Annotated in this window: 21 protein-coding genes; 8 read left to right on the top strand and 13 right to left on the bottom strand. The window is 68.4% G+C overall.

Annotated elements, in window-relative coordinates; translation table 11 throughout:
- Positions 1-20: 20 nt before the first annotated feature.
- The 3 genes from AC07VS_RS12115 to pdxR all read right to left on the bottom strand — a co-directional run bounded on the left by AC07VS_RS12115 (position 21) and on the right by pdxR (position 3548).
- Complete coding sequence (locus AC07VS_RS12115; protein ID WP_492348814.1) at positions 21-713, bottom strand: carbonic anhydrase; 693 nt, start codon at positions 711-713, stop codon at positions 21-23.
- 170 nt (positions 714-883) lie between these two features.
- A complete protein-coding gene (locus AC07VS_RS12110; RefSeq protein ID WP_494751049.1) occupies positions 884-1858 on the bottom strand; it encodes a Bug family tripartite tricarboxylate transporter substrate binding protein in 975 nt (324 codons plus the stop codon).
- A gap of 130 nt (positions 1859-1988) precedes the next feature.
- Positions 1989-3548: a MocR-like pyridoxine biosynthesis transcription factor PdxR gene (pdxR, locus tag AC07VS_RS12105; RefSeq protein ID WP_494751048.1), complete on the bottom strand. Its 1560-nt coding sequence runs from the start codon at positions 3546-3548 to the stop codon at positions 1989-1991.
- A 180-nt stretch (positions 3549-3728) separates the two neighbouring features.
- Here pdxR and AC07VS_RS12100 point away from each other — a divergent pair, with 180 nt between their 5' ends.
- Entirely contained in the window at positions 3729-4325 is a 597-nt protein-coding gene (locus AC07VS_RS12100; RefSeq protein WP_494751047.1) for a GNAT family N-acetyltransferase, read from the top strand.
- Between the two features lie 39 nt (positions 4326-4364).
- On the opposite strand, the gene AC07VS_RS12095 is transcribed toward AC07VS_RS12100, so the two are convergent.
- Positions 4365-5021 carry a YitT family protein gene (locus AC07VS_RS12095; RefSeq protein ID WP_492348817.1) on the bottom strand — a complete coding sequence of 219 codons (657 nt, stop codon included), beginning with the start codon at positions 5019-5021 and terminating at the stop codon, positions 4365-4367.
- 217 nt (positions 5022-5238) lie between these two features.
- Here AC07VS_RS12095 and AC07VS_RS12090 point away from each other — a divergent pair, with 217 nt between their 5' ends.
- The 4 genes from AC07VS_RS12090 (at position 5239) to AC07VS_RS12075 (ending at position 10110) form a co-directional block, all read left to right on the top strand.
- Positions 5239-5823, top strand: coding sequence for a nucleotidyltransferase family protein (locus AC07VS_RS12090; protein WP_494751046.1), 585 nt, complete (start codon positions 5239-5241; stop codon positions 5821-5823).
- 123 nt (positions 5824-5946) lie between these two features.
- Positions 5947-7905: a DUF47 domain-containing protein gene (locus AC07VS_RS12085; RefSeq protein WP_494751045.1), complete on the top strand. Its 1959-nt coding sequence runs from the start codon at positions 5947-5949 to the stop codon at positions 7903-7905.
- Positions 7902-9530 carry a PEP/pyruvate-binding domain-containing protein gene (locus AC07VS_RS12080; protein WP_494751044.1) on the top strand — a complete coding sequence of 543 codons (1629 nt, stop codon included), beginning with the start codon at positions 7902-7904 and terminating at the stop codon, positions 9528-9530. The genes AC07VS_RS12085 and AC07VS_RS12080 overlap by 4 nt, the downstream gene beginning before the upstream one ends.
- 61 nt (positions 9531-9591) lie before the next feature.
- Positions 9592-10110 (top strand): C40 family peptidase, encoded by a 519-nt coding sequence (locus AC07VS_RS12075; RefSeq protein WP_492348821.1) that lies wholly within the window; start codon positions 9592-9594, stop codon positions 10108-10110.
- A gap of 23 nt (positions 10111-10133) precedes the next feature.
- Here the strand turns inward: AC07VS_RS12075 and AC07VS_RS12070 are convergent, their stop codons facing one another.
- The 3 genes from AC07VS_RS12070 to AC07VS_RS12060 are packed head-to-tail and all read right to left on the bottom strand — an operon-like array spanning position 10134 to position 12708.
- Positions 10134-10547: an RNA-binding S4 domain-containing protein gene (locus AC07VS_RS12070; protein WP_492348822.1), complete on the bottom strand. Its 414-nt coding sequence runs from the start codon at positions 10545-10547 to the stop codon at positions 10134-10136.
- On the bottom strand, positions 10544-12031 hold the full coding sequence (locus AC07VS_RS12065; protein WP_494751043.1) for a sensor histidine kinase: 1488 nt from the start codon (positions 12029-12031) through the stop codon (positions 10544-10546). Before AC07VS_RS12065 ends, AC07VS_RS12070 begins: the two co-directional genes overlap by 4 nt.
- On the bottom strand, positions 12028-12708 hold the full coding sequence (locus AC07VS_RS12060) for a response regulator (RefSeq protein WP_494655479.1): 681 nt from the start codon (positions 12706-12708) through the stop codon (positions 12028-12030). Before AC07VS_RS12060 ends, AC07VS_RS12065 begins: the two co-directional genes overlap by 4 nt.
- A 154-nt stretch (positions 12709-12862) precedes the next feature.
- On the opposite strand from AC07VS_RS12060, the gene AC07VS_RS12055 reads away from it, so the two are divergent.
- From AC07VS_RS12055 to AC07VS_RS12045, 3 genes are all read left to right on the top strand, one after another.
- A complete protein-coding gene (locus AC07VS_RS12055; protein ID WP_494655480.1) occupies positions 12863-13924 on the top strand; it encodes a porin in 1062 nt (353 codons plus the stop codon).
- A 115-nt stretch (positions 13925-14039) separates the two neighbouring features.
- Positions 14040-15002 (top strand): tripartite tricarboxylate transporter substrate binding protein, encoded by a 963-nt coding sequence (locus tag AC07VS_RS12050; RefSeq protein ID WP_494751095.1) that lies wholly within the window; start codon positions 14040-14042, stop codon positions 15000-15002.
- A 108-nt stretch (positions 15003-15110) separates the two neighbouring features.
- On the top strand, positions 15111-16673 hold the full coding sequence (locus AC07VS_RS12045) for a sigma-54 interaction domain-containing protein (protein ID WP_494751094.1): 1563 nt from the start codon (positions 15111-15113) through the stop codon (positions 16671-16673).
- Between the two features lie 33 nt (positions 16674-16706).
- On the opposite strand, the gene AC07VS_RS12040 is transcribed toward AC07VS_RS12045, so the two are convergent.
- The 6 genes from AC07VS_RS12040 to AC07VS_RS12015 form a co-directional block, all read right to left on the bottom strand.
- Positions 16707-16985, bottom strand: a complete 279-nt coding sequence (locus AC07VS_RS12040; protein WP_492348826.1) for a DUF2164 domain-containing protein — start codon at positions 16983-16985, stop codon at positions 16707-16709.
- A gap of 94 nt (positions 16986-17079) precedes the next feature.
- On the bottom strand, positions 17080-18222 hold the full coding sequence (locus tag AC07VS_RS12035) for an XRE family transcriptional regulator (RefSeq protein WP_494751042.1): 1143 nt from the start codon (positions 18220-18222) through the stop codon (positions 17080-17082).
- Positions 18223-18311: 89 nt separating this feature from the next.
- Positions 18312-18725, bottom strand: coding sequence for a VOC family protein (locus AC07VS_RS12030; protein WP_494751041.1), 414 nt, complete (start codon positions 18723-18725; stop codon positions 18312-18314).
- A gap of 165 nt (positions 18726-18890) precedes the next feature.
- Entirely contained in the window at positions 18891-19604 is a 714-nt protein-coding gene (locus tag AC07VS_RS12025) for an ArsR/SmtB family transcription factor (protein ID WP_494751040.1), read from the bottom strand.
- An 8-nt stretch (positions 19605-19612) separates the two neighbouring features.
- Entirely contained in the window at positions 19613-19972 is a 360-nt protein-coding gene (locus tag AC07VS_RS12020) for an antibiotic biosynthesis monooxygenase family protein (protein WP_494751039.1), read from the bottom strand.
- Positions 19969-20319 (bottom strand): NIPSNAP family protein, encoded by a 351-nt coding sequence (locus tag AC07VS_RS12015; RefSeq protein WP_494751038.1) that lies wholly within the window; start codon positions 20317-20319, stop codon positions 19969-19971. Before AC07VS_RS12015 ends, AC07VS_RS12020 begins: the two co-directional genes overlap by 4 nt.
- Positions 20320-20535: the final 216 nt, after the last annotated feature.

The raw sequence follows: 20535 nt of genomic DNA, 5'->3' as shown, positions 1-20535 counted from the left end.
GGCGGGCGAGTCCGCGCGGCTCAGTCCAGCACCTGCCCGTCGTGCTCCACATAGGGCTGGTAAGGCCCGGTGCCGCTGTGTGAGGCCACCGCCGCCGGGATGAAGGCGCCTTGCTTCACGTCGAACACGTTCACCTGCCCTTGTTCGATCACGTAGTGCCAGCCGTTCAGCGTCAGGCGCCCGGCCTCGACCTCGCGGCGCACCATGGGGTAGTCCATCAGGCGCTCCAGTTGCAACACCACCGAGCGTTCCTCGGTGCGGCGCAGGGCCTCGGTGCAGGCCTGCACCGGCAACACGGCCTCGTGCAACAACTCCAGCCAGCTGCGCAAGGCCCTGGCCTCGTCCGGCACGCCCTCGTAGGCGGCGCGGATGGCGCCGCAGTGGCTGTGGCCGCAGACGATGATGCGCTCCACCCGCAGCGCCAGCACGGCGTATTCGACCGCCGCCATGGTGCCGTGCAGGCCCCGTGAGCCATCGTAGGGCGGCACCAGGGCCCCCACATTGCGCACGATGAACAACTCACCCGGGCCGGCCCCGGTCAGCAGGTAAGGCACCAGGCGTGAGTCCGAGCAGCCGATGAACAGGGTCTTGGGGTGTTGGCCCTGGGCCACCAGGTCCTGAAAGCGTTGCTGGTGCAGCGGAAAGTAATCGGATTGAAAGTGCCTCAGGCGCAGCAGCAACTCGTCGGCCGGCGGGGCGTCTGTAGCGGTCATGGCGGTGTCTTGGGGGCCAGATTGGGTGATGAGCGGCTTTGACAGGCAAGGCCAGGGTTTCAATTGGCACCGATTCTGGCGCCCATCGGCCCGGTTCCGACCGGGCCCGGGTGGCCGTTTCTTGCCCTGGATCAAGGCCAGGCCGCGTCAGCGGCTGGCCGGGCCGGGCCTCATTCGGGCTTGATGCCGGCCTCGCGGATCACCTGGGCCCATTTGGCAATTTCGGAGCGCTGGTGCGCCGCCAGTTGGGCCGGGCCCGCCACGATGGGTTCCATGCCCAGGGCACGCATGCGGGCCTGCACTTCAGGCAGGCTGAACACGCGCATCGCCTCGGTGGCCAGCCGCACCTGGATGTCGGCCGGCAGGCCGCCCGGGCCGAAGATGGCCAGCCACGAATCGGCCTCGAAGCCCTTCAGCCCTTGTTCGGCCAGCGTCGGGATGTCGGGGGCCGAGGCGCTGCGGCGCAGGCTGGTGATGCCCAGGGCGCGCAGCTTGCCCTCGCGGATCGAGGGCAGGGCCGAGGGCAGGTTGTCGAACATCAGCCCGATGTGCCCCGCCAGCAGGTCGGGCACGGCCATGGCGCGGCCACGGTAGGGCACGTGGTTCAGCTTCACGCCGGCCATGGCGTTGAACATTTCGCCTGCCACATGGGGCGAGGTGCCGATGCCGGGCGTGCCATAGCTCAGCTGGCCGGGCTGGGCCTTGGCCAGGGCCACCAGCTCGGCCACGTTCCGCGCGGGCACCGAAGGATGGGCCACCAGCACATTGGGGGTGGAGGCCACCAGCACGATGGGCGTGAAGTCCTTCACCATGTCAAACGGCAGGTGCGGGTAGAGGGAGCCGTTGATCGAGTGGGTGGCAATGCCGCCCATCATCACCGTGTAGCCATCGGGCTTGGCCTTGGCCACCGTCTCGCCGCCCAGGTTGCCCCCAGCCCCGGTCTTGTTGTCCACCACCAGGGGCTGGCCCAGCGAGAAATGCTCGGCCAGCAGGCGGGCCAGGGTGTCGGGCACGCCGCCGGGCGGAAAGCCCACCACGATGTGCACCGGCCGCTCGGGGTAGTGGGCGGTCTGGGCCAGGGCCGGGTTGAAAGAACTCCCCAGGGCTGCTGCCATGAGGGCCAGCCCAATTTTTTTGAATTTCATGTGTCGATGTCCGGATTGAAAACGCCTGCGGCCCACCGCGCGTCCATGCGCGGTGGCCGGGGCGCAACGATTATCCCGGGGTGATGGGCGGCCTTGACACGATCTCGCAGGCTTTTCTGCGGGGCTGCGTTCACAGCGCCCGCATCAGCCCGGACAAGCGCTGGATCAGCGGTGCAAACAGCTCGGACGAGGTGTTGCCATAGCCCAGCACCAGCCCGTTGTCGCTGGGCCCGGGCGGCAGGGCAAAGCCCGACAGCGCCGAAGGGGCCATGCCGTGTTGGCGCGCCTGCTCGGCCACCCCCTGATCGGGCCAGGCCGACCCGAAGCGCACGCACAGGTGCAGGCCGCATTGGCCACCCTCGATCTGGTGCGGCACGGCCAGGTGCTGCTGCAAGGCCTGGCGCAGTGCGCTCTGGCGGCTGCGGTACAGGCGGCGCATGCGCCCCAGGTGGCGGGCGAATTCGCCGCTTTCCATGAACTGCGCCAGCGCCAACTGGCTGTGGCGCTGGCCGCCGCGAAGCAGCTCGCCCAGCGGCCCCTGCAGGCTTGGCAGCAAGACCTCGGGCAGCACCAGAAAACCCAGGCGCAGCGAGGGGAACAGCGTCTTGCTGAAGGTGCCCACATACAGCACCGGGGCCTGGGGCACCAGGCCCTGCATGGCGCCGATCGACTCGCCGGCGTGGCGGAACTCGCTGTCGTAGTCGTCCTCGATCAGCCAGCAGCCGTGGCGGCGGGCGTCCTCCATCAGCTGCAGACGCCTGGACGCGCTCAGCACGGCGCCGGTCGGGTATTGGTGCGAGGGCGTCACGTAGATCAGGCGGGGCGGGTGCAAGGCCCAGTCTTGCGCCGTGGCGCACAGGCCCTCGCGGTCCACGGGCAGCGGGTGCAGCGTCAGGTCGGCGGCGCGCAAGGCGGCCTTGGCGCCCCGGTAACCCGGGTTCTCCACCCAGGCCCGGTCGCCGGGGTTGCTCAGCAGGCGTGCGCACAGCGACAGGGCCTCCTGGGCGCCTTCGGTGATCACCACCTGATCGGGGCTGCAGCGCACGCCCCGCGCCACGCTGAGGTGGCGCGCCACGGCAGCGCGCAGCGCGGGCTCGCCCAGGGGCTCGCCATAGGCCAGGGCACCGGGGCCGGCCTGGGTGATGGCCCGGTCCAGCGCGCGGCGCCAGGCCGCCAGCGGAAAGTGCGCCAAGGCCGGTACGCCGGGCCGCAGCGGCAGGCCGAACTGGGTGCCGGCCCCGGTGGGCAGGATCTGGGTCAGGCGTTGGGCCAGGCGTTGGGCCAGGTGTTGGTTCGGGTGGGGTGTCAGGGCAGGGCTTGCATCTCGCCGCTCCGGCACGTCCGGCAAGTTCGGCAAGTTCGGCAGCGTCGCCGCCTGCCTCGACCTGGTGCTGCCGGGCCGGGCCAGGGTGGCCACCCGGGTGCCCTGCCGGTCGGGCCGCAGGTAGCCCTCCGCGCTGAGCTGTTCGTAGGCCGCAATGACGGTGTTGCGCGACACGCCCAGGCCCTCGGCCAAGGCGCGTGAGCCCGGCAGGCGGCTGCCCGGGGCCAGGCGGCCTGCCAGGATGGCCTCTTGCAGGCGGCGGTGCAACTGGCGTTGCAGCGGCTCGGCATCGGCGCCGCGTTGCAGGGTGGCTTCCAGCAGCACCTGGGGCATCAGCAGGGCGGGGCAGGGCGACGATGAGGGCATGGATCTCCGCAGGGCTGAAACGCAGGCCCTGAATGGGCCAGTCGTGGCTCTGTCAAATCTGGTTGGCGTGGTACTTTTTAAGGTGCCACATCGGGGCTACTGTAACGTACCCGCTGGCGCTCTTCTGGTGCCGGTCGGGCTTTTCAACACGGCAATTTGCCCCTCACAAGGAACCCCGCCATGGCCCTCTGGCCCGCCCCGATCACGCTCCAAGGCAGCGCCTGCTCGCTGGAACCCTTGCACCCCGACCACCACGACGAACAGGTGGCTGCCACCCTGGACGGCGAGCTCTGGAAGCTCTGGTACACCGCGGTGCCCAGCCCCGAAGGCATGGCCGCCGAGATCCAGCGCCGGCTCGACCTGCAGGCCAGGGGCTCGATGCTGCCCTTCACCACCCGCGATGCCAGCGGCCGGGTCGCGGGCATGACCAGTTTCATGAACATCGATGCGGTGAATCGCCGCGTCGAGATCGGCTCGACCTGGACCCGGGCCTCGGCCCAGCGCGGGCCGTTCAACACCGAGTGCAAGCTGCTGTTGCTGGGCCATGCCTTCGAGGCACTGGACTGCATCGCGGTCGAGTTCCGCACGCACTTCTTCAACCAGCAAAGCCGGCGCGCCATTGAGCGCCTGGGCGCCAAGCTGGACGGCGTGTTGCGCAGCCACCAGCGCGCCGCCAACGGCACCTTGCGCGACACCTGCGTCTACAGCATCACCCAGGCCGAGTGGCCCACGGTCAAGGCCCATCTGCGCTGGCAACTCGACAAACCCCGGGCCTGAGCAACCCGGGCCTGAGAGAGCCCCGGCCTGCTGACGGCCTCAGCCCCCGGCGTAGCGGCCGGGGCGGTGGCTGATCCACAGAAACACGCCCATCACCACCGCGGCCAGCACCGAGTAGGCCACGCGCTCCAGCGGTACCACCCACAGGGCCGCCAGCAGCACGCTGCAATCGATCAGCAACTGCACCTTGCCGGCGCGCAGGCCATAGCGCTGCTGGGCATGCAGTGCCACGATGGTGGCCCCGCCCAGGCTGGATTTGTGGCGGGCCAGAAACAGGCAGCCCGTGCCCAGCAGCAGCCCGCCCAGCACCGCAGCGAACAGCGGGTGCAGGTAGTCCACCCGCATGACGTGCGGAAACAACTCGGTCAGCAGCGACAGCAGCGCCACCGAGCAGAAGGTCTTGAGCGTGAACTCGCGGCCCATGCGGGTCCAGGCAAACCAATAAAAGGGCAGGTTCACCACGAAGAACAGCTTGCCGAAGGACAGGCCCGTGGCGTAGTGCAGCAAGAAGCTGATGCCGGCCGTGCCCCCGATCAGCAAACCCGCCTGGTTGAACAGCATCAGGGCCATGGCCACGAACAGCGTGCCGGCAAACAAGGCCTGGGCATCTTCGAAAGTGCCGTGGCGCAGGGGCACAGGCAGGGGGGTGGACAGGGCGTCGGGCGCCAGGGTCGAGGTGGACGATGAGGGTGTCATGGCAGTGTCGGGTCGGCAGCTATCGGGTGGACAGTGCACGCAGGGGGGCGCCAGGCCCCTTATGGGGGTCACGGCATCAAGCCGCCTATTGTCGCCGGAATGCGTGAAATACTTAGTAGAAACCCTAGCATTTGCCGTGCCTGAACCGTTCCTCCGTCGGCGGCTTGTGAGGCCCCGGCTTGGTGCATGATGGCCCGCCGTCCTGACCGCCCTCACCATGTCTTCCGCCCACCATCCCACCCTGAACCCCGCCCGTCTGGTCGAGCTGGCTCTGGCCAACCCGGTCAATGCCGAGCTGATGCGGCGCCTGCCGGCGCTCGACCTGCCCCAGGGGCACCTCACGGCGGGTTGCCTGTTCCAGGCCGTGTGGAATGCGCAAACCGGCCGTGCACCGGGCTGGGGCGTGAAGGATTACGACCTGTTCTATTTCGACGACAGCGACCTGTCCTGGGCCGCCGAAGACGCCGTGATCCAGCGCGTGCAGGCCGCGGTGGCCGATCTGGGCGTGGTGGTGGAGGTGCGCAACCAGGCCCGGGTGCACCTTTGGTACCCGCAGCGCTTCGGTCTGGACTATCCGCCCCTGCGCGATTGCCGTGAGGGCATCGGCCGTTACCTGATCGCCTGCACCTGTGTCGGGCTGGACCTGGGCTCGGGCGAGCTGCATGCCCCCGATGGCTTGCAAGACCTGGCCGCCGGGCACCTGCGCATCAACCCGCGCTGGGCGCAGCCCGCGCTGTTCGCCGCCAAGGCCGCCAGCTACCAGGCCCGCTGGCCCTGGCTGACGGTACTGCCCCCGACCTGAGCCGGGGCGGGCGCTTGATCTGGCGCAAATCCGGCGCCGCCTGCTTTCATGGATCCGTCATGCGCGCTGCCCAGACTGGGCTGCATCGGCATGGATCGGTCTGAGCCGGCATCAAGGAACCCCATGGACAAGACATTGGCAGTGGCATCGTTGGGGCAGCAGCGTCTGTTGCTGCCGGTGTGGGTCAAGGCAGCGCTGGCGGCCAACGACCGTTTGAAGTTCTACCTTTCCACTCTGCAGGCCGCCAGCCAGTATGCCGATCACCCGCGTGAGCCCGCGCTGGACCTGAGCCGTGAGCTGGCGGCCGCCGGCCTGGGTGGCGAGACCTGGCTGCTGGACCTGCCCGGCGGCGCCAGCCGGGTGGATGGGCAACTGATGCTGCCCGAACTGGAGCGCCTGCGCGACGCCCTGCACGAAGACCTGGGCCTGATGGCCCGCCCGGTGCTGGCCCAGGCCGAACCGGCTGCGGCCGTGTCGCCGGCCCGGGTGCAGCATTGGCTGGACACCCTGGCCGACTTGCAGGGCGTGCGCCTGGAGGCCCTGCAATTGCGCCGCCTCACCCATGGCCAGCGCCAGGGCGGGCCCGAGGACGACAGCCTGCACCTGCTGGTGATGGACCTGCACAAGGCCATCAATCAGCTGGTGCCCCAGATGGCCAGCGAGCTGATGGCTGGCGCCCATGTCTGGCAGCTGGACGAGGCCGATCGCCCCCTGGTGCAGGCCTTCATGCGCGGCCTGCGCCGCACGGCCCCGCTCAAGTTCGATCACCCCGGTCTGGAGACGGCCGCCACCCGCGATGGCGCCCGCCTGCTGCTGCAAAACGACATCGGCACCAACGATGCCCATGTGCTGGTGATCCAGGTGCAGGAGCTGACCATCACGCTCACCTACTCTGACCTGCATCTGCGCCGCTTTGGCTTCTTTCAGGCCTTGCTGGCGCCGTTGGGCGCCAACTGGTCGGTGGTGGAAAGCCGCACCGAGGCCCAGCTCAACCAGGGGCAGGCCTACACCGTGGGCACCGCCACCTTCGCCTGTGCCGACCTGGCCCATCTGCAGGCCACCCTGGAGGGCCTGGGCGCCCGCATCGTGTTTTTGATCGACTGGAACCGGGCGCGCAAGCGACTGCTGAATTTCGTCAGCAAGCCGGCGGCAGAACAGCTGCTGCGCGCCGCGGCCGAGCAGGAGCTGGGCCACATGGCCTGGCTGCACGCCGGGGGCGAGCGCCTGATTTTTGGTGCCATGCAGACCGTGGGCGAGGGCGTCTTTCGCCTGGGCGACCGGCTTGACGAGGTGCTGGGCCCCGACCAGGCCAGTGCCTTTCTGCTGGACGTGATGCGCCTGGCCACCGAGGCCTTGCTGCATGGCCAGAGCCCCTCGCTGGTGGCCGACGAGGCCCGAATGCTGCTGGCCCGGCAGATGCAGCGCCGCAGCGCCGGCTTTGATCTGCTTGACGAGCACGCCGCCTATTGCCAGGCCCTGGCCCAGGCCGTCAGTGGTGCCCTGGACCACGGCCGCGACGGCCTGCAGGCCCAGGCGACCGAACTGGCCGCCCGGGCCAAGACCTGGGAGCGCCAGGCCGACCAACTGGTGATGCAGGCCCGTGAGCAGGCCGAACGCCAGCCCCGCTGGCAGGCGGTGTCGCGTCTGCTGGTGCTCAGCGACGACGTGGCCGATGCGCTCGAAGAGGCCGCCTTCCTCATCAGCCTGATGGCCGACCACCACCAGAAGGGCTGGAACCACGGGGTGCGCCAGGCCTTGTCGGCCCTGGCCCAGGTGGTGCAGCAGGCCACCCAGGACCACGTCAAGGCCTTGGCCATCGCCCGCAACCTGGGCAGTGACAGCGATCGCCAGGACCAGGATGAGTTTCTGACCGCCTCCTGGGCCGTGCTGCATGCCGAGCGCCGGTGCGACGACTTGTTGCGGCAGGCGCGGCGTGTGCTGCTGGCCGAGCTGCAGGATGCCGCCTCGCTGATGCTGGCCAACGACCTGGCCCAGACCCTGGAGCTGGCCTCGGACCGGCTGCTGGCCGCCGGCTACGGCCTGCGTGAACTGGCGTTCAACCAATCCGGGGTTCAGGCATGAGTGCGGGGGACGAGCTGTTCCTCATCGGCTGCCGTGCAGACGATGCAGCTGATTCAGCCGCGCTGGCTGGCGCTGAACGCATCGGTTTCAAGGCCTGGAACCTGGCCCGCATGGCCGCGCTCGGCCTGCCCGTGCCACCGGCCTTTGTGTTGGGCACGGCCTGGTGCGCCGATCCAGAGCGGCGCCGCCGCGCCAGTCAGGCGGCCACCTGGGGGCCGGGTCTGCAGGCCTTGCAGAGCGGGCTGGCCAGCCCGCTGCGCTTTGGCGATGCGCGCCGCCCACTGCTGCTGTCGGTGCGCTCCGGCGCGCCGGTGTCCATGCCCGGCATGATGGAGACCCTGCTCAACATCGGTCTGTGCGATGCCACCGTGCCCGGCCTGCTGCGCCAGACCGGGCAGCCCCGCCTGGTGTGGGACGCCTACCGCCGGCTGGTGGCCAGCTATGGCGAGGTGGTGGCCGGCCTGGAGGCGGCCCTGTTCGAGCCCGCCGCCGCCGGCCTGGGCGGTCAGCGCGATGAACGCGAGCTGGATTTTGCCGAGCTGCGTGAGCTGACCCGGCATCACCTGCAGGCCTTTGCCCGCGCGGCTGGCCGCCCTTTTCCGCAAGACCCCCGGCAGCAATTGGCCGAGGCCATTGGCGCCGTGCTGGCCTCGTGGCAGGCCCCCAAGGCGTTTGAGTACCGGCGCCTGCACCAGTTGCCCGACAGCTTGGGCACGGCGGTCACGGTGCAGGCCATGGTGTTCGGCAATGCAGGAGGGCGTTCGGGGGCGGGCGTGGGCTTCACCCGCGACCCCTCGAGTGGTGAGCCCCAGCCGTGGGTGGATTTTCTGTTTGACGCGCAGGGCGAAGACGTGGTCTCGGGCCGGCGCAGCGCCCCCGGCCACGAGGCCCTGGCCCGAGTGCTGCCCGAGTGCTGGGCCCAGTTGGTGCAGGCCACCCACACCCTGGAGCAGCACCTGGGTGACATGCAGGATTTCGAGTTCACCGTGCAGGAAGGCCGCCTCTACCTGCTGCAGACCCGCAGCGGCAAGCGCTCGGCCTACGCCACGGCCCGCATCGCGCTCGACATGCTCGATGAGGGCTTGATCACGGCCGATGAGGCGCTGCGGCGCACCACCGGGCTGGGCCCCGAGCAGTTGAGCCAGCGCCGGGTGCTGGCCGCCGATGGCCAGGCCCTGACGCCCGCGGCGGTGGCCGCCAGCGCCAGCCCGGGGGTGGTCAGCGGTGCGCTGGCCCTGGACGACGCCGCAGCCCGCAGCCTGGTGGCGCAGGGCCGGCCCGTGGTGCTGGTGCGCCGCGATGCCGAAACCAGTGACATCGCCACCCTGGAGCTGGCGCTGGGCCTGCTGACCCAGCGCGGTGCCCGCACCTCGCACGCCGCGGTGGTGGCGCGGCAGATGGGCAAGGTGTGCCTGGTGGGCTGTGAGGCGCTGCAGATCGACCTGGGCGCGCGCCGCATCGAACTGGGCCCGGTCACCCTGCACGAAGGCGACACCGTGTCGCTGGATGGCCATCTGGGCCAGGTCTACGCGGGGGCGGTGCAGACCCGCGATGAACTGCCCCAAGCCCTGCTGCAGCGGCTGGACAGGTTGCGGGGGGCTGGCAATCCGGGCGCAGGCGGCTAGTATTCGGGCAGAGCCAGGACTCAGTCGCCTGCTGCCCGCCACCCGTTGCCCAACCTCCACCATGACCCTGAGCCCCCCTCGACTTCCGCGTGCCTGCTGGGCTTTCTTTCTTGCGCTGCCCTGGCTGCTGCTGGCAGGCTGCTCCAGTGCTCCGCCGCGCCAGCCTGCCGACCCACTGTCTACCGTGGCCGTGCCGGCCGCCTTGTCCGAAGAGCAGAGCCAGGCTGTCACCGTCTATGCGCTGGGCCTGGTCGGCACACCGTACCGCTATGGCGGCAACACGCCTGATTCGGGTTTTGACTGCAGCGGCCTGATCCGCCATGTCTACGGCCTGCAGGCGGGCCTGCCGGCACCGCGCACGGTGGCGCAGCTGCAGGGCTGGGGTCATGCGGTGCCCATCGAGGCCTTGCGCACCGGCGACCTGGTGCTGTTCTCGAAGGGCGGGGCGCCGTCGCATGCGGGCATCTATGTGGGCGAGGGGCGCTTTGTGCATGCCCCGTCCACTGGTGGCCAGGTGCGGCTGGACCGCCTCAAGTCGGGCTACTGGGCGCAGCAGCAGGTGGCGATCCGCCGGCCTTGAGCCGGGGCCGGCGCGTCAGGGCCTCAGATTGACGCCGACCAGCGGTCGTTCCAGTCGCGGTTGGCTTCGATCTGGCGGCGATCGCGTTTGGTGGGGCGGCCCTCCTGCAGGCTGGCGGCCGGCTCGGGGGCCAGGCGCCGCTGCTCCTGGGCCCGTTCACGCGTGGCGATGCTTTCGGGGGTTTCCTGGTACAGCTGCTGGGCCACCGGGGCGGGGCCGCGCTGGGCACTCAGGCCCATCACCACCACCGTGCGGTGGATGGGGCCCTGGCGCAGGTCCACCGTGTCGCCGCAGCGCAGCTCGCGCGAGGGTTTGGCGTTGGCGCCATTCACCGAGACTCGGCCTTTGCCGATCTCTTCCACCGCGAGGCTGCGGGTCTTGTAGAAGCGGGCGGACCAAAGCCATTTGTCCAGCCGCAGGGAGGCAAGTTCGCTCATGGCGTGATTTTGCCTTGATCCGGCCCCCCCTTGGGTGCACCGGGCTGGGCCAGCGGCAGCCGCACGCAGGCGTCCAGCCCGGCCACGCGCTCGCCGGGCCCTCCCACCTCGCCGTCCTGGCGATTGAGCAGGGCAATGCGACCGCCCAGGGCACGCACGATTTCATGGCAGATGGTCAGGCCCAGGCCCGAGCCCCCGGGCACATCGCCGGTCCAGAAGGGCTGGAACAGGCGCTCGCGCTGGGCGCTGCTGATGCCCGGGCCCTGGTCGCTGACAGTCAGCGTCGCCTGGCCTTCGTCGACCCGCAGGGTGATCTGCAGGCGGGCGCCGTCCGGGCTGTGGCGGATGGCGTTGTGCAGCAGGTTGCGCACCAGCTCGCGCAGCATCCAGTCGTGGGCCAGCACGCACAGCGGCTCGTCCTGCAGCTCAAAGTCGAGGTTGCGCTCGGCCACCAGGGGGGACAGGTCCAGCGCCACCTCGCGCACCACGTGTGACAGGTCCAGGGCCTGGGTGTCGGTCTGCTGGCGCAACTGCTCCACCTTGGCCAGGGCCAGCATCTGGTTGGCCAACTGGGTGGCCCGTTCCACGGTGGCGTTGATTTCGACCAGGGCGGTCTGGGCATCGACATCGCCGCGCAGGGCCGATTGCACCTGGACCTTGAGCACCGCCAGCGGCGTGCGCAACTGGTGCGAGGTGTCGCGCACAAAGCGCTTCTGGTGGTCCAGCAGGTTCTGCAGCCGCGCCATGAGCTGGTTGGTGGCGTCGATCAGCGGCAGCAGCTCGCGCGGGGCGTCGGGGGCCCGGATGCGCGTCAGCTCGCCTTCGGGGCGCTGCTGCAGCTCGGCACTGATGCGGCGCACCGGCCGGGTGGCGCGCTGCACCACGGCAATGACGATCACGATGACCCCGGCCACCAGCAGGCCCTGGCGCAGCAGCGAGGCGATCATGATGTCGCCCACCAGGGTCTGGCGCAGGCCCAGGGTCTCGGCCACCTGCACCATGGCCATGCCGCGCCCATGCTCGCTGACCACCGGTTGCAGCAGCACCGCCACGCGCACCGGGTCTCCTCGGTAAAAGTCGTCGTAGAAATCAACCAGCGCCGAGTAGGGGCTGGGCGGCAGGCCTTTGCCGGGCCAGGGGGGCAGGGCCTCAAAGCCACCCACCCAATCGCCGTTCATGTCTGACACCCGATAAAACATGCGGCTGCGCAGGTCGGTTTCGAAGGCCTCCAGTGCGGCGTGCGGCACGCTCACCTGCAGCTTGGCCTGGGCGTCGTAGCCTTCGACCGTGAGCAGCTCGCCGATCGATTTGGCCGAGGCCAGCAGGGTGCGGTCGTAGGCGGTCTGCACCGCCTGCCGGGTGTCGATGTAGAGGGTGAGGCTGTTGATCAGCACATACACCCCGATGGGCAGCAGCAGGCCCAACAGCAGGTAGCGGCGCAGCGACAGGCGGGTGGGGCGCGGGCCGGGGTGTGCCGGGCTCATGGTGCGGCCTTCAGCAGGTAGCCCAGGCCGCGCAGCGTCATCAGGTTGACCTGGGCCTGGCTGAGCTTTTTGCGCAGCCGGTACACCACCACCTCGATGGCTTCGATCTGCACCGAGTCGTCGCCCGGAAACACCAGGGCGAACAGGCGCTCTTTGCTGACGGCGTGGCCGGGCCGGCTCATCAAGGCCTGCAGCAGGGTCTGTTCACGCGGGGTCAGGTCCAGCACCTCGTCGCCGAGGTAGAAGGCGCCGTTTTCTTTGTCGAACTCCAGGTCGCCCAGGCGCTGGCGGCTGGGGGGCGCGCTTTGGTCGACCGGCTGCAGGCGGCGGTACAGGGCGCGCAGCCGGGCTTCCAGTTCGTCCAGGTCGAAGGGCTTGGCCAAGTAGTCGTCGGCCCCGCTGTTGAGGCCGATCACGCGGTCGCCCACGGTGCCGCGCGCGGTCAGGATCAGCACCGGGGTGCGCAGCCCGGCGCGGCGGGCGCGTTCCAGCACATGCAGGCCGTCGAGCCCGGGCAGGCTCAGGTCCAGCACCACCACATCGGGCTGGCGTTGCAGCCACAGGTCCAGCGCGGCCGCCCCGTCGGCACAGATGCTGACCTCGATGCCATGCCTTGACAAGGCACGTTGCAGCGCGGTCTGCATGGAGCGGTCATCTTCGATCAGCAGGAGTTGCATGCGGGCACCGGTTGGCAGCAGGCCAGGTCTTTCTGGTCCGGGGCACGATCATAAACAGAGGGCGGCTTGCTCTTGGACAGCCGATTGACAGCTGCGATTTCTACGATCGCGCGGCAGTCCTCCAAGACGCATAGCCCCATAGGAGACATTTGAAATGAACAAAACAACCCTGGCCCTGGCGGCCGCAGCCCTGTTGGCCACCACGGGCGCCAGCGCCCAATCGGTCGAGATCTTCGGCCTGATCGATTCCGGTTACCTGCGCGTGAACAGCGACGGCAACGGCTCCCTCAGCAAAGCCAACAGCGACGGCAACCTGTCCAGCCGCCTGGGCTTTCGCGGCTCGGAAGACCTGGGCGCCGGCCTGAAGGCCAGCTTCTGGCTGGAAGCCGCCCTCAACCCCACCGATGGCAGTGCCGGCACCACCAGCACCACCAACCAGCCCGGTGGCTCGGCCGGCGGCGGCGGTCTGGCCTTTGGCCGTCGCTCCACCGTCAGCCTCAGCAACCAACTGGGCGAACTGCGCGTGGGCCGCGACTACACACCGGGCTTCTGGAACCTCTCCGCCTTCAGCCCCTTCGGCACCAACGGCATCGGCTCCACCGGCTTTCTGTTCTACCCGGTGCCCAGCGCGGCGCGCATCACCCATGTGCGGGCCTCCAACTCGGTGGGTTACTTCCTGCCCAAGCTGGGTGGCTTCTATGGCCAAGCCATGGTGGCCTCCGGCAATAACCCGTCCACCGCGGGCGTGAAGAGCGACGACGGCAACGTGACCGGCTTGCGCCTGGGCTACGAAGCCGGGCCTTTCAACATCGCCCTGGCCACCAACCGCACCCAGAACGTGTCGATTGGCAACTACAAGCAGAACAACCTGGGTGCCAGCTACGACTTCGGCCCGGTCAAGGCCATGGCGCTGTGGGGTGAGAACGTCACCGCCACCACCAAGACCAGCACCAAATTGATCGGTGCCCATGTGCCCGTGGGCGCGGGCCAGATCCGCGTGGCCTACTCGACCTTGAGCGCCAAGGGCGTGGCCAACGATGCCAACCACCTGGCCCTGGGCTATGTGCACAACCTGTCCAAGCGCACCGCGGTGTACGGCCACTACGCCCGCATCAGCAACAAGAACAATGGCACGGCCTTTGATCTGGGCCAGGGCGTGACGCGTGCCGGTGGCAGCAGCACCGGCTACGAGTTCGGTATCCGACACACCTTCTGATCGACTTCCCCCCGGCATGGGCCGGGGCACGGTTTCCCTTTTGGAGCGGGCACAATGGTCGCGGGCGAGTTGCCGGGATCGTCGGCCCGTCCATGACAGAGCGGGAAACCTCATGATGCGTCGAAGCCATTTCATCCGATCGTTGCCGGGCATGGCCCTGGGCGGCAGCATGGCTGCGGGCGCAGTCCCGGCGCTCGGAGGCCTGCGCATCATGGTGCCAGCCAACCCTGGCGGCGGCTGGGACACCACCGCCCGGGCCTTCGGCAAAGCGCTGCTCGACAGCGGCGGCGCCACCTCTGTCCACTACGACAACAAGGGCGGCGCGGCCGGTGCCATCGGGCTGGCCCAGTTCATCCACACCCGCAAAGCCGACCCGCGGGCACTGCTGATGATGGGCTCGGTCATGCTGGGCGGCCTCATCACGACCAAGCCCCCGGTGTCCTTGTCGCAGGCCACGCCGCTCGCCCGCCTGGCCACCGAGTACAACGTGTTCGTGCTGCCAGCGAACTCGCCATTCAAATCGATGGCAGAACTGCTGGCGCAGCTGCAGAAGGACCCGGCCAGCGTGAAGTGGGGCGGCGGCTCGCGCGGCTCGACCGAGCACATTGCCGCGGCCTTGATCGCCCGGGCGGTGGGCGTCGATCCGAACCGCCTTCAGTTTTTGCCTTTCCGCGGCGGGGGCGAGGCCACGGCCGCGGTGCTGGGCGGCAATGTCACGGTGGGGGGCAGCGGTTACAGCGAGTTTGCCGAGTCCATCCAGAGCGGGCGCATGCGCGCCATTGCTGTCACCTCACCTCAGCGCCTCAAGGGGCTGGAGGTACCCACCCTCAAGGAGCTGGGCCTGCCGATTGAGATCGGCAACTGGCGCGGTCTGTACGGCGCCCCCGACATCTCGCCGGCCCAGCGCCAGGGCCTGATCGAGCAGATCGTGGCCGCTGCACGCCATCGCAGCTGGCAGGAGATGCTGGACAGGCATGCCTGGACGCCGGCCTTGCTCACGGGGGATGCCTTCAGCCAGTTTGTGGACGACGAGTTCAGCAGCCTGAGGCTCACCCTGATCAAGTCCGGCCTGCTGTGAGCTGCGCCGGCATGGGTTGACCCGCCGCATCCCTGCGACTTGCCGCGCTACCATCGCGCCATGCCAGCGCCATCCCATTCCGAGCCCGCCGAGGCCGCCGAGGCCACCATGGACCCCGTGCCTGTTCCGCCATCCCCCGATGCCTTGCCGCTGGACGGTGACAGCATCCTGGCCCTGGCGGCGCAGTCGATGTTTCACCTGTTTTCGAGCATCAGCCAGGGCATGTTCCTGGTGGACCGCAGCGGGTGCATCGTGTGGGTCAACGAGGGGTATCGGCGCTTTTTGCCAGCCCTGGGTTTTTCGTCGATCGACCAGTTTCTGGGCCACCGTGTCGAGGATGTGATCCACAACACCCAGATGCGCCGCGTGCTGGAGACTGGCGAGCCGATCCTGATCGACCTGCTGACCAACAAGGCCGGCACCTTTGTGGTCAGCCGACTGCCGCTGCGCGACGACGTGGGTGGTGTGATCGGGGCCATCGGCATCGTGCTGTTCGACCACCCCGAGACCACGCTCAAGCCCCTGATCAGCAAGTTTGCCCGTCTGCAGCAAGACCTGGACGATGCCCGCCGCGAGCTGGCCGTGCAGCGCAAACGCCAGCTCAGCGCCCCCGATGGCGAACGCCGCGCCAAGTACACCTTTGCCAGCTTTGTCGGCACCAGTGCCGCGGCGGTGGAGGTCAAGCGCCAGGCACGCCGTGCCGCGCAGTCGGCCAGCCCGGTGCTGCTGCTGGGCGAGACCGGCACCGGCAAAGAGCTGCTGGCCCACGCCGTGCATGCGGCCTCGTCGCGGGCGAGCGGGCCTTTTGTCAGCGTCAACATCGCCGCCGTGCCCGACACGCTGTTGGAGGCCGAGTTCTTCGGCGTGGCCCCCGGCGCCTACACCGGCGCCGACCGCAAGGGGCGCGACGGCAAGTTTCGGCTGGCCGACGGCGGCACCTTGTTCCTCGACGAGATCGGCGACATGCCCCTGAACCTGCAGGCCAAGCTGCTGCGCGCCCTGCAGGAGGGCGAGATCGAGCCCCTGGGCTCGAACCGCCTGCTGCCCTTTGACGCCCGGGTGATCGCCGCCACCTCGCGCGACCTGCTGGCCCTGGTGCGCGAAGGGCGGTTTCGCGAAGACCTGTACTACCGCATCGGCGTATTGCCCATCCGTGTGCCCCCGCTGCGCGAGCGCGCCAGCGACATCGTGGCCCTGGTCGAGGTGCTGGGCGAAGACATGGCGCTGCGCAACGGCAGCCCCCCGCCCGAGCTCACCCCCCAGGCCCTGGCCCTGCTGCAGGCCCAGCCCTGGCGCGGCAACATCCGTGAGCTGCGCAATGTGCTGGAGCAGGCCGCCCTGCGCAGCGAGGGCGGCCCGCTGGACCTGGAACTGCTCAACCGCGTGTTGCAGGACTCGGGCCTGACCCCGGTGCACCCGGCGCTGGCCAGTTGCTCCCAGACCCCGGCACCGGCGGCTGGCATGCCGTCCCTGGGAGGCACCTCGTCGACGGCTGTGCATCAGAGTCAGCGGCCTGCCAGCCTGCGCCCCCTGGCCGAGCAGGTTGCCGAGTTGGAGCAGCAGGCCATCGCGCAAGCCATGCAACATACGGGTGGCAACAAGGTGGCTGCTGCCAGGCTGCTGGGCATCTCGCGCGCCAAGCTCTACGAACGCCTGGGCGAGTCGCGCTGAGTGCTGTGCGCGGAAAAAGACCTGAGCCAGGTCCTAACGACGTCCCTTGTGGCTGGCGCGGCCCTGCTGCTGCCAGTAGGTGAACTCGTCTTCGTGCACCTCCAGGTCCAGCTCCATCACCCGGGCTTGCAGGCGTTCCTGGGCATCGGCCACACCCTGGTTGTAGATCGTTGGCCCGATCTCGGTCAGAAAAAAGCCCAGCAGCGCCCCGGCGGCGATATTGCCGATGGGCTCGTCCATGTTCTCCCTGAAATAGCGCTCAATCGAGGCGATGGCGAGGGTGCGGGCTTCTTTGCTGATGTCGATGGGCATGGGGGTGTCTGTGTCGGGTGGGCTGTCGGGCAGACCGCCATTCGGTAGTAGCGGTTCTTCGCTTCAATCAGCGTGTTGGTGTCCAGCAGATAGGTCATGCGTCGAGTTGTTCAGCCAATTCACGGATCTTGGCGGGCTGAACCCCCAGCAACTTGCCCGCCTCACGAAGCAACAGTCGACCGCTGAGCGTCTCGGCGATCACCGCGCGGGCAAACAGGGGGCTGATCTTGGCCACGGCATTTCGGTAGAAATTGCCACCCCCCTTTTCTGCTGCGCGAAAGGCCTCCAGCTCGGCACGGTAGAAGGCCCCATAGCGCTCTGGCGCGATCAGACCCAGATCCATGGCACGCCGAAGGATGACCAGGCGGCTGACATGAAAACGACGTGCCAACTCAGCGACACGGGTGCTCAGGTCTTCTGAGGCCAAGGGCCAAAGCTTGGCAAACAGCTCGGAGGGAGCCAGAAACTCGCCGGCCACTGCGTTGCAGAACACTTCTTCGCGACGGGTGTTGCCGGGTGCGGTGTCAGAGACTCCGCTGCTGCCCAGCCAGACATGGGTCAATTCGTGCAGCAGGGTGAACAAGCGCGCCGAGGGAGCATCGCTGCTGTTGATGAAGACCACAGGGGCCAGCGGATGGCTGACGGCAAAGCCCCGAAACTCGGCGACATCCAGCTTGCGGCGGGTGTTGTTGCCAACGATGCCACTGCGCATGACCAAGATGCCGGCATCCTCTGCCGCTTTGATCAGAAGGCGGTGATAGGGCTCCCAGTGGCCGACCTGGGGTTCTGGTGCCAGTTTGAGGGTCGAGCGGATGTCTTGCGCAACCTGTATCACGTTCGACTGGGTGCTGAAACGCCCTACATACGGCAGCTGCGCAGCCCCTTGCTCTTGCAGGAACTCCACGTACCAGGCTTGCCGCTGCAAGGCTCGACGAACCGTCTCCATGAGGTTGACGCTGGGCTTGCCAACCAGCGTGCCACCCAGGGTGCGCAGGTCGGGCAGCAGCGGCTCATCGATCGGGGCCTGCCTCAGGAACAGGTAACCGAAGGGGGTATGCAAGCTGCTGGCAATCTGCTGCGCCTGTTTGAAGGTCGGTTGCCACTCCCCATCTTCCCAGCGCTGAAACTGTTCGGGCGCGACGCCAGCGGTCTGGGCCGCCGCGCTGACATCCAGGCCGACGCGATCACGCGCCCAGCGGAGCATCGCCGGGTTGTTCAGAGCGTGTGGATGGGCCATCCAAAGATTCTAAGCAGCCAGACATCACGCCGCAGCCCTTGCAAAGCCTTGCGGCCTGCTGGCCATCGGAGGCTGCCGCCTGCATGCCCTCATTCGGGCAGATGGCAAACCGCCTCGATGTTGTTGCCCTCGGGGTCGATCACAAAGGCGCCGTAGTAGTGGGGGTGGTAGTCGGGGCGCAGGCCCGGCGCGCCGTTGTCTCGCCCGCCCGCGGCCAGCGCGGCCTGGTAGAAGGCGTCGACCTGGGCGCGGTTGGCCGCGCGCCAGGCCAGGTGGCAGCCCGTGGTGGCCGGCGCGCCACCATAGGGCGAGGGGCCATCGATGAACCACACATCGGTCTTCTTGCCCTCAGGCTCGTGGGGGTCGGGGTAGGCAAAGCCCAGAATGTTCATGCCAAAGTTGCCCTCAAAACTCAGGCTGTAGCCCAAGGGGGCGAGGGCGGCGCTGTAAAACGCCTTGGCACGCGCGATATCGGTCACGCGGAAGGTCATGTGGTCGATCATGGTGGCTCCTTGAATGTTGTTTGTTCACATTGAACTGTATAAATGTACAGTTCAATGTGGGGAGTGTGCAAGGGCCAAGATCAGGAATTGGGGGGCAGCAGCAGAGCTGCAAGCCGCCGTTTGCTGACCGCCCTCAGAGGCCGCACCAAAGCCTCTCAAAGCCCCTCAAATCGCATTCACCAGCGGCAGCAGATCTGCCAAGTGCTGCCGCCCCAGCGGCGTGAGCTGCAAGGCCCGCTCGCCGGGGTGGCGGCGCAGCCAGCCCTTGTCGAGGCATTGCGCCAGCAAGGCCTTGGGCAGCAGGCCGGCCAGGTGGTCGCGCCGCTCTGACCAATCCAGGCAGCGGTAGGCCAGGCGCGGGCGGCTGGTGGCCTGGGCCCTGGCCAAGCCCCTCAACTCAAAGCCAAGTTCCCCCAGCCCCTCCTGCCCCGGGGCCGTGAGGTGGTAGGCATCGCCCACCGGCGCCAGCCATTGCCTGGCCAACAGCTCAGAAAACAGCGCCACCCCCAGCTGCCCCGCCAGGTGCCCGTAGCAGCAGCGGGCAAAGCGCAGGCGCTGGCGCGCGGGGTTGGCCCAGGTGGCCTGGTGGGTGTGGCGCTCGGCGATCAGGGCCATGGCCTCCAGGGCGTGGGCCACCTCGTCGTCTTTCAGGCGAAAGTACCGGTGCCGACCACGCTGCTCGCACACGATCAGATCGGCCTGCAGCAACTTGCCCAGGTGCCCGCTGGCGGTGGCGGGCGATACCGACGCCGCCCGAGCCAGCTCACCCGCACTGGCGTAGTCACCCGCCAGCAAATAGCACAGCATGCGCGCCCGGGTGGCGTCCGCAATGATGGCGGCCACACTGGCCAGGCGAGGCTCAAACGGCGTTGCGTTCATGGGGTGGATCAGGGGCTGGACGGAGGCAGCAGAAAAGCGTTGGCGTCTGCCGGGGCCTCGCTGCGCTGGCTCAAAGTGTAGTCTCGCAGCACCTGCGCCACCCGGATGCGGTAGTCGGCAAACACCGCCGCGCGTCCCTCGGCCTGTCCCGCCCGGTGCTCGGCGTGCTGGCGCCAGGCCTGCACGGCCGCCTCGTCGCGCCAGAAGCTCAGCGACAGATACTCGCCCGGGTCGGCAAGGCTTTGGTACCGCGCCACCGACACAAAGCCATCGATGCGCTCAAGCTGCTCGCGCAGCGCCGCCGCGATCTCGAAGTAACGTGGCGCCTGCCCCGCTAGCGGCCGCACCTCAAAGATCACGGCGATCATGCCGCCCCCTCCAACCACCCCGTGGGCGCCCGCAGGTAGCTGCTGTCGACCACCTCGGGAAAGGTGCGCTGCTCCTTCAAGATGAAGCGCTCGCGCTGCGCAAACGCAAAATTGGCCACGGCCTCAGCGTCTTCACGCAAGCGCTGCCGATAGGCCTCGTAGGCCGCCAGGCTGCTGAACGAGACCAGCCCCCAGGCCTCGACATTGCTGCCCTCATGCGGCAAAAAGTAGCCCAGCAAATGCCCGCCCAGGCGCGGAATGATGCGTGCCCAGTTATCGGCATAGGCCTTGAACAGGTCTTTTTTGAAAGGGTCGATCTCGTAACGGATGAAGCAGGTGAGGGTCATGTGAAAACGCCTGGGTGGGTTGGTGATGACCAGGAGTTTGGGTGGGGGAGGGGGCTGGATGGTTTGGTGGGTGGCGAAGTGTTGGAGGGGTGTGACTAGCGAGGAATCCTTGGCGGTTCGACCAGAAGGCGCGACGGGAGGTCAAGTGGCCCCGAATGCGCTGCAAACATCGGCGCGATGCTGGTGGTCGGCTATCGCACGGGAATACAGCGCGTT

It is taken from the genome of Curvibacter sp. GW821-FHT01G03 (assembly GCF_059422285.1).
The sequence above is the reverse complement of the archived record's forward strand: the minus strand, read 5'-3'. Positions and strand labels throughout refer to the sequence as shown.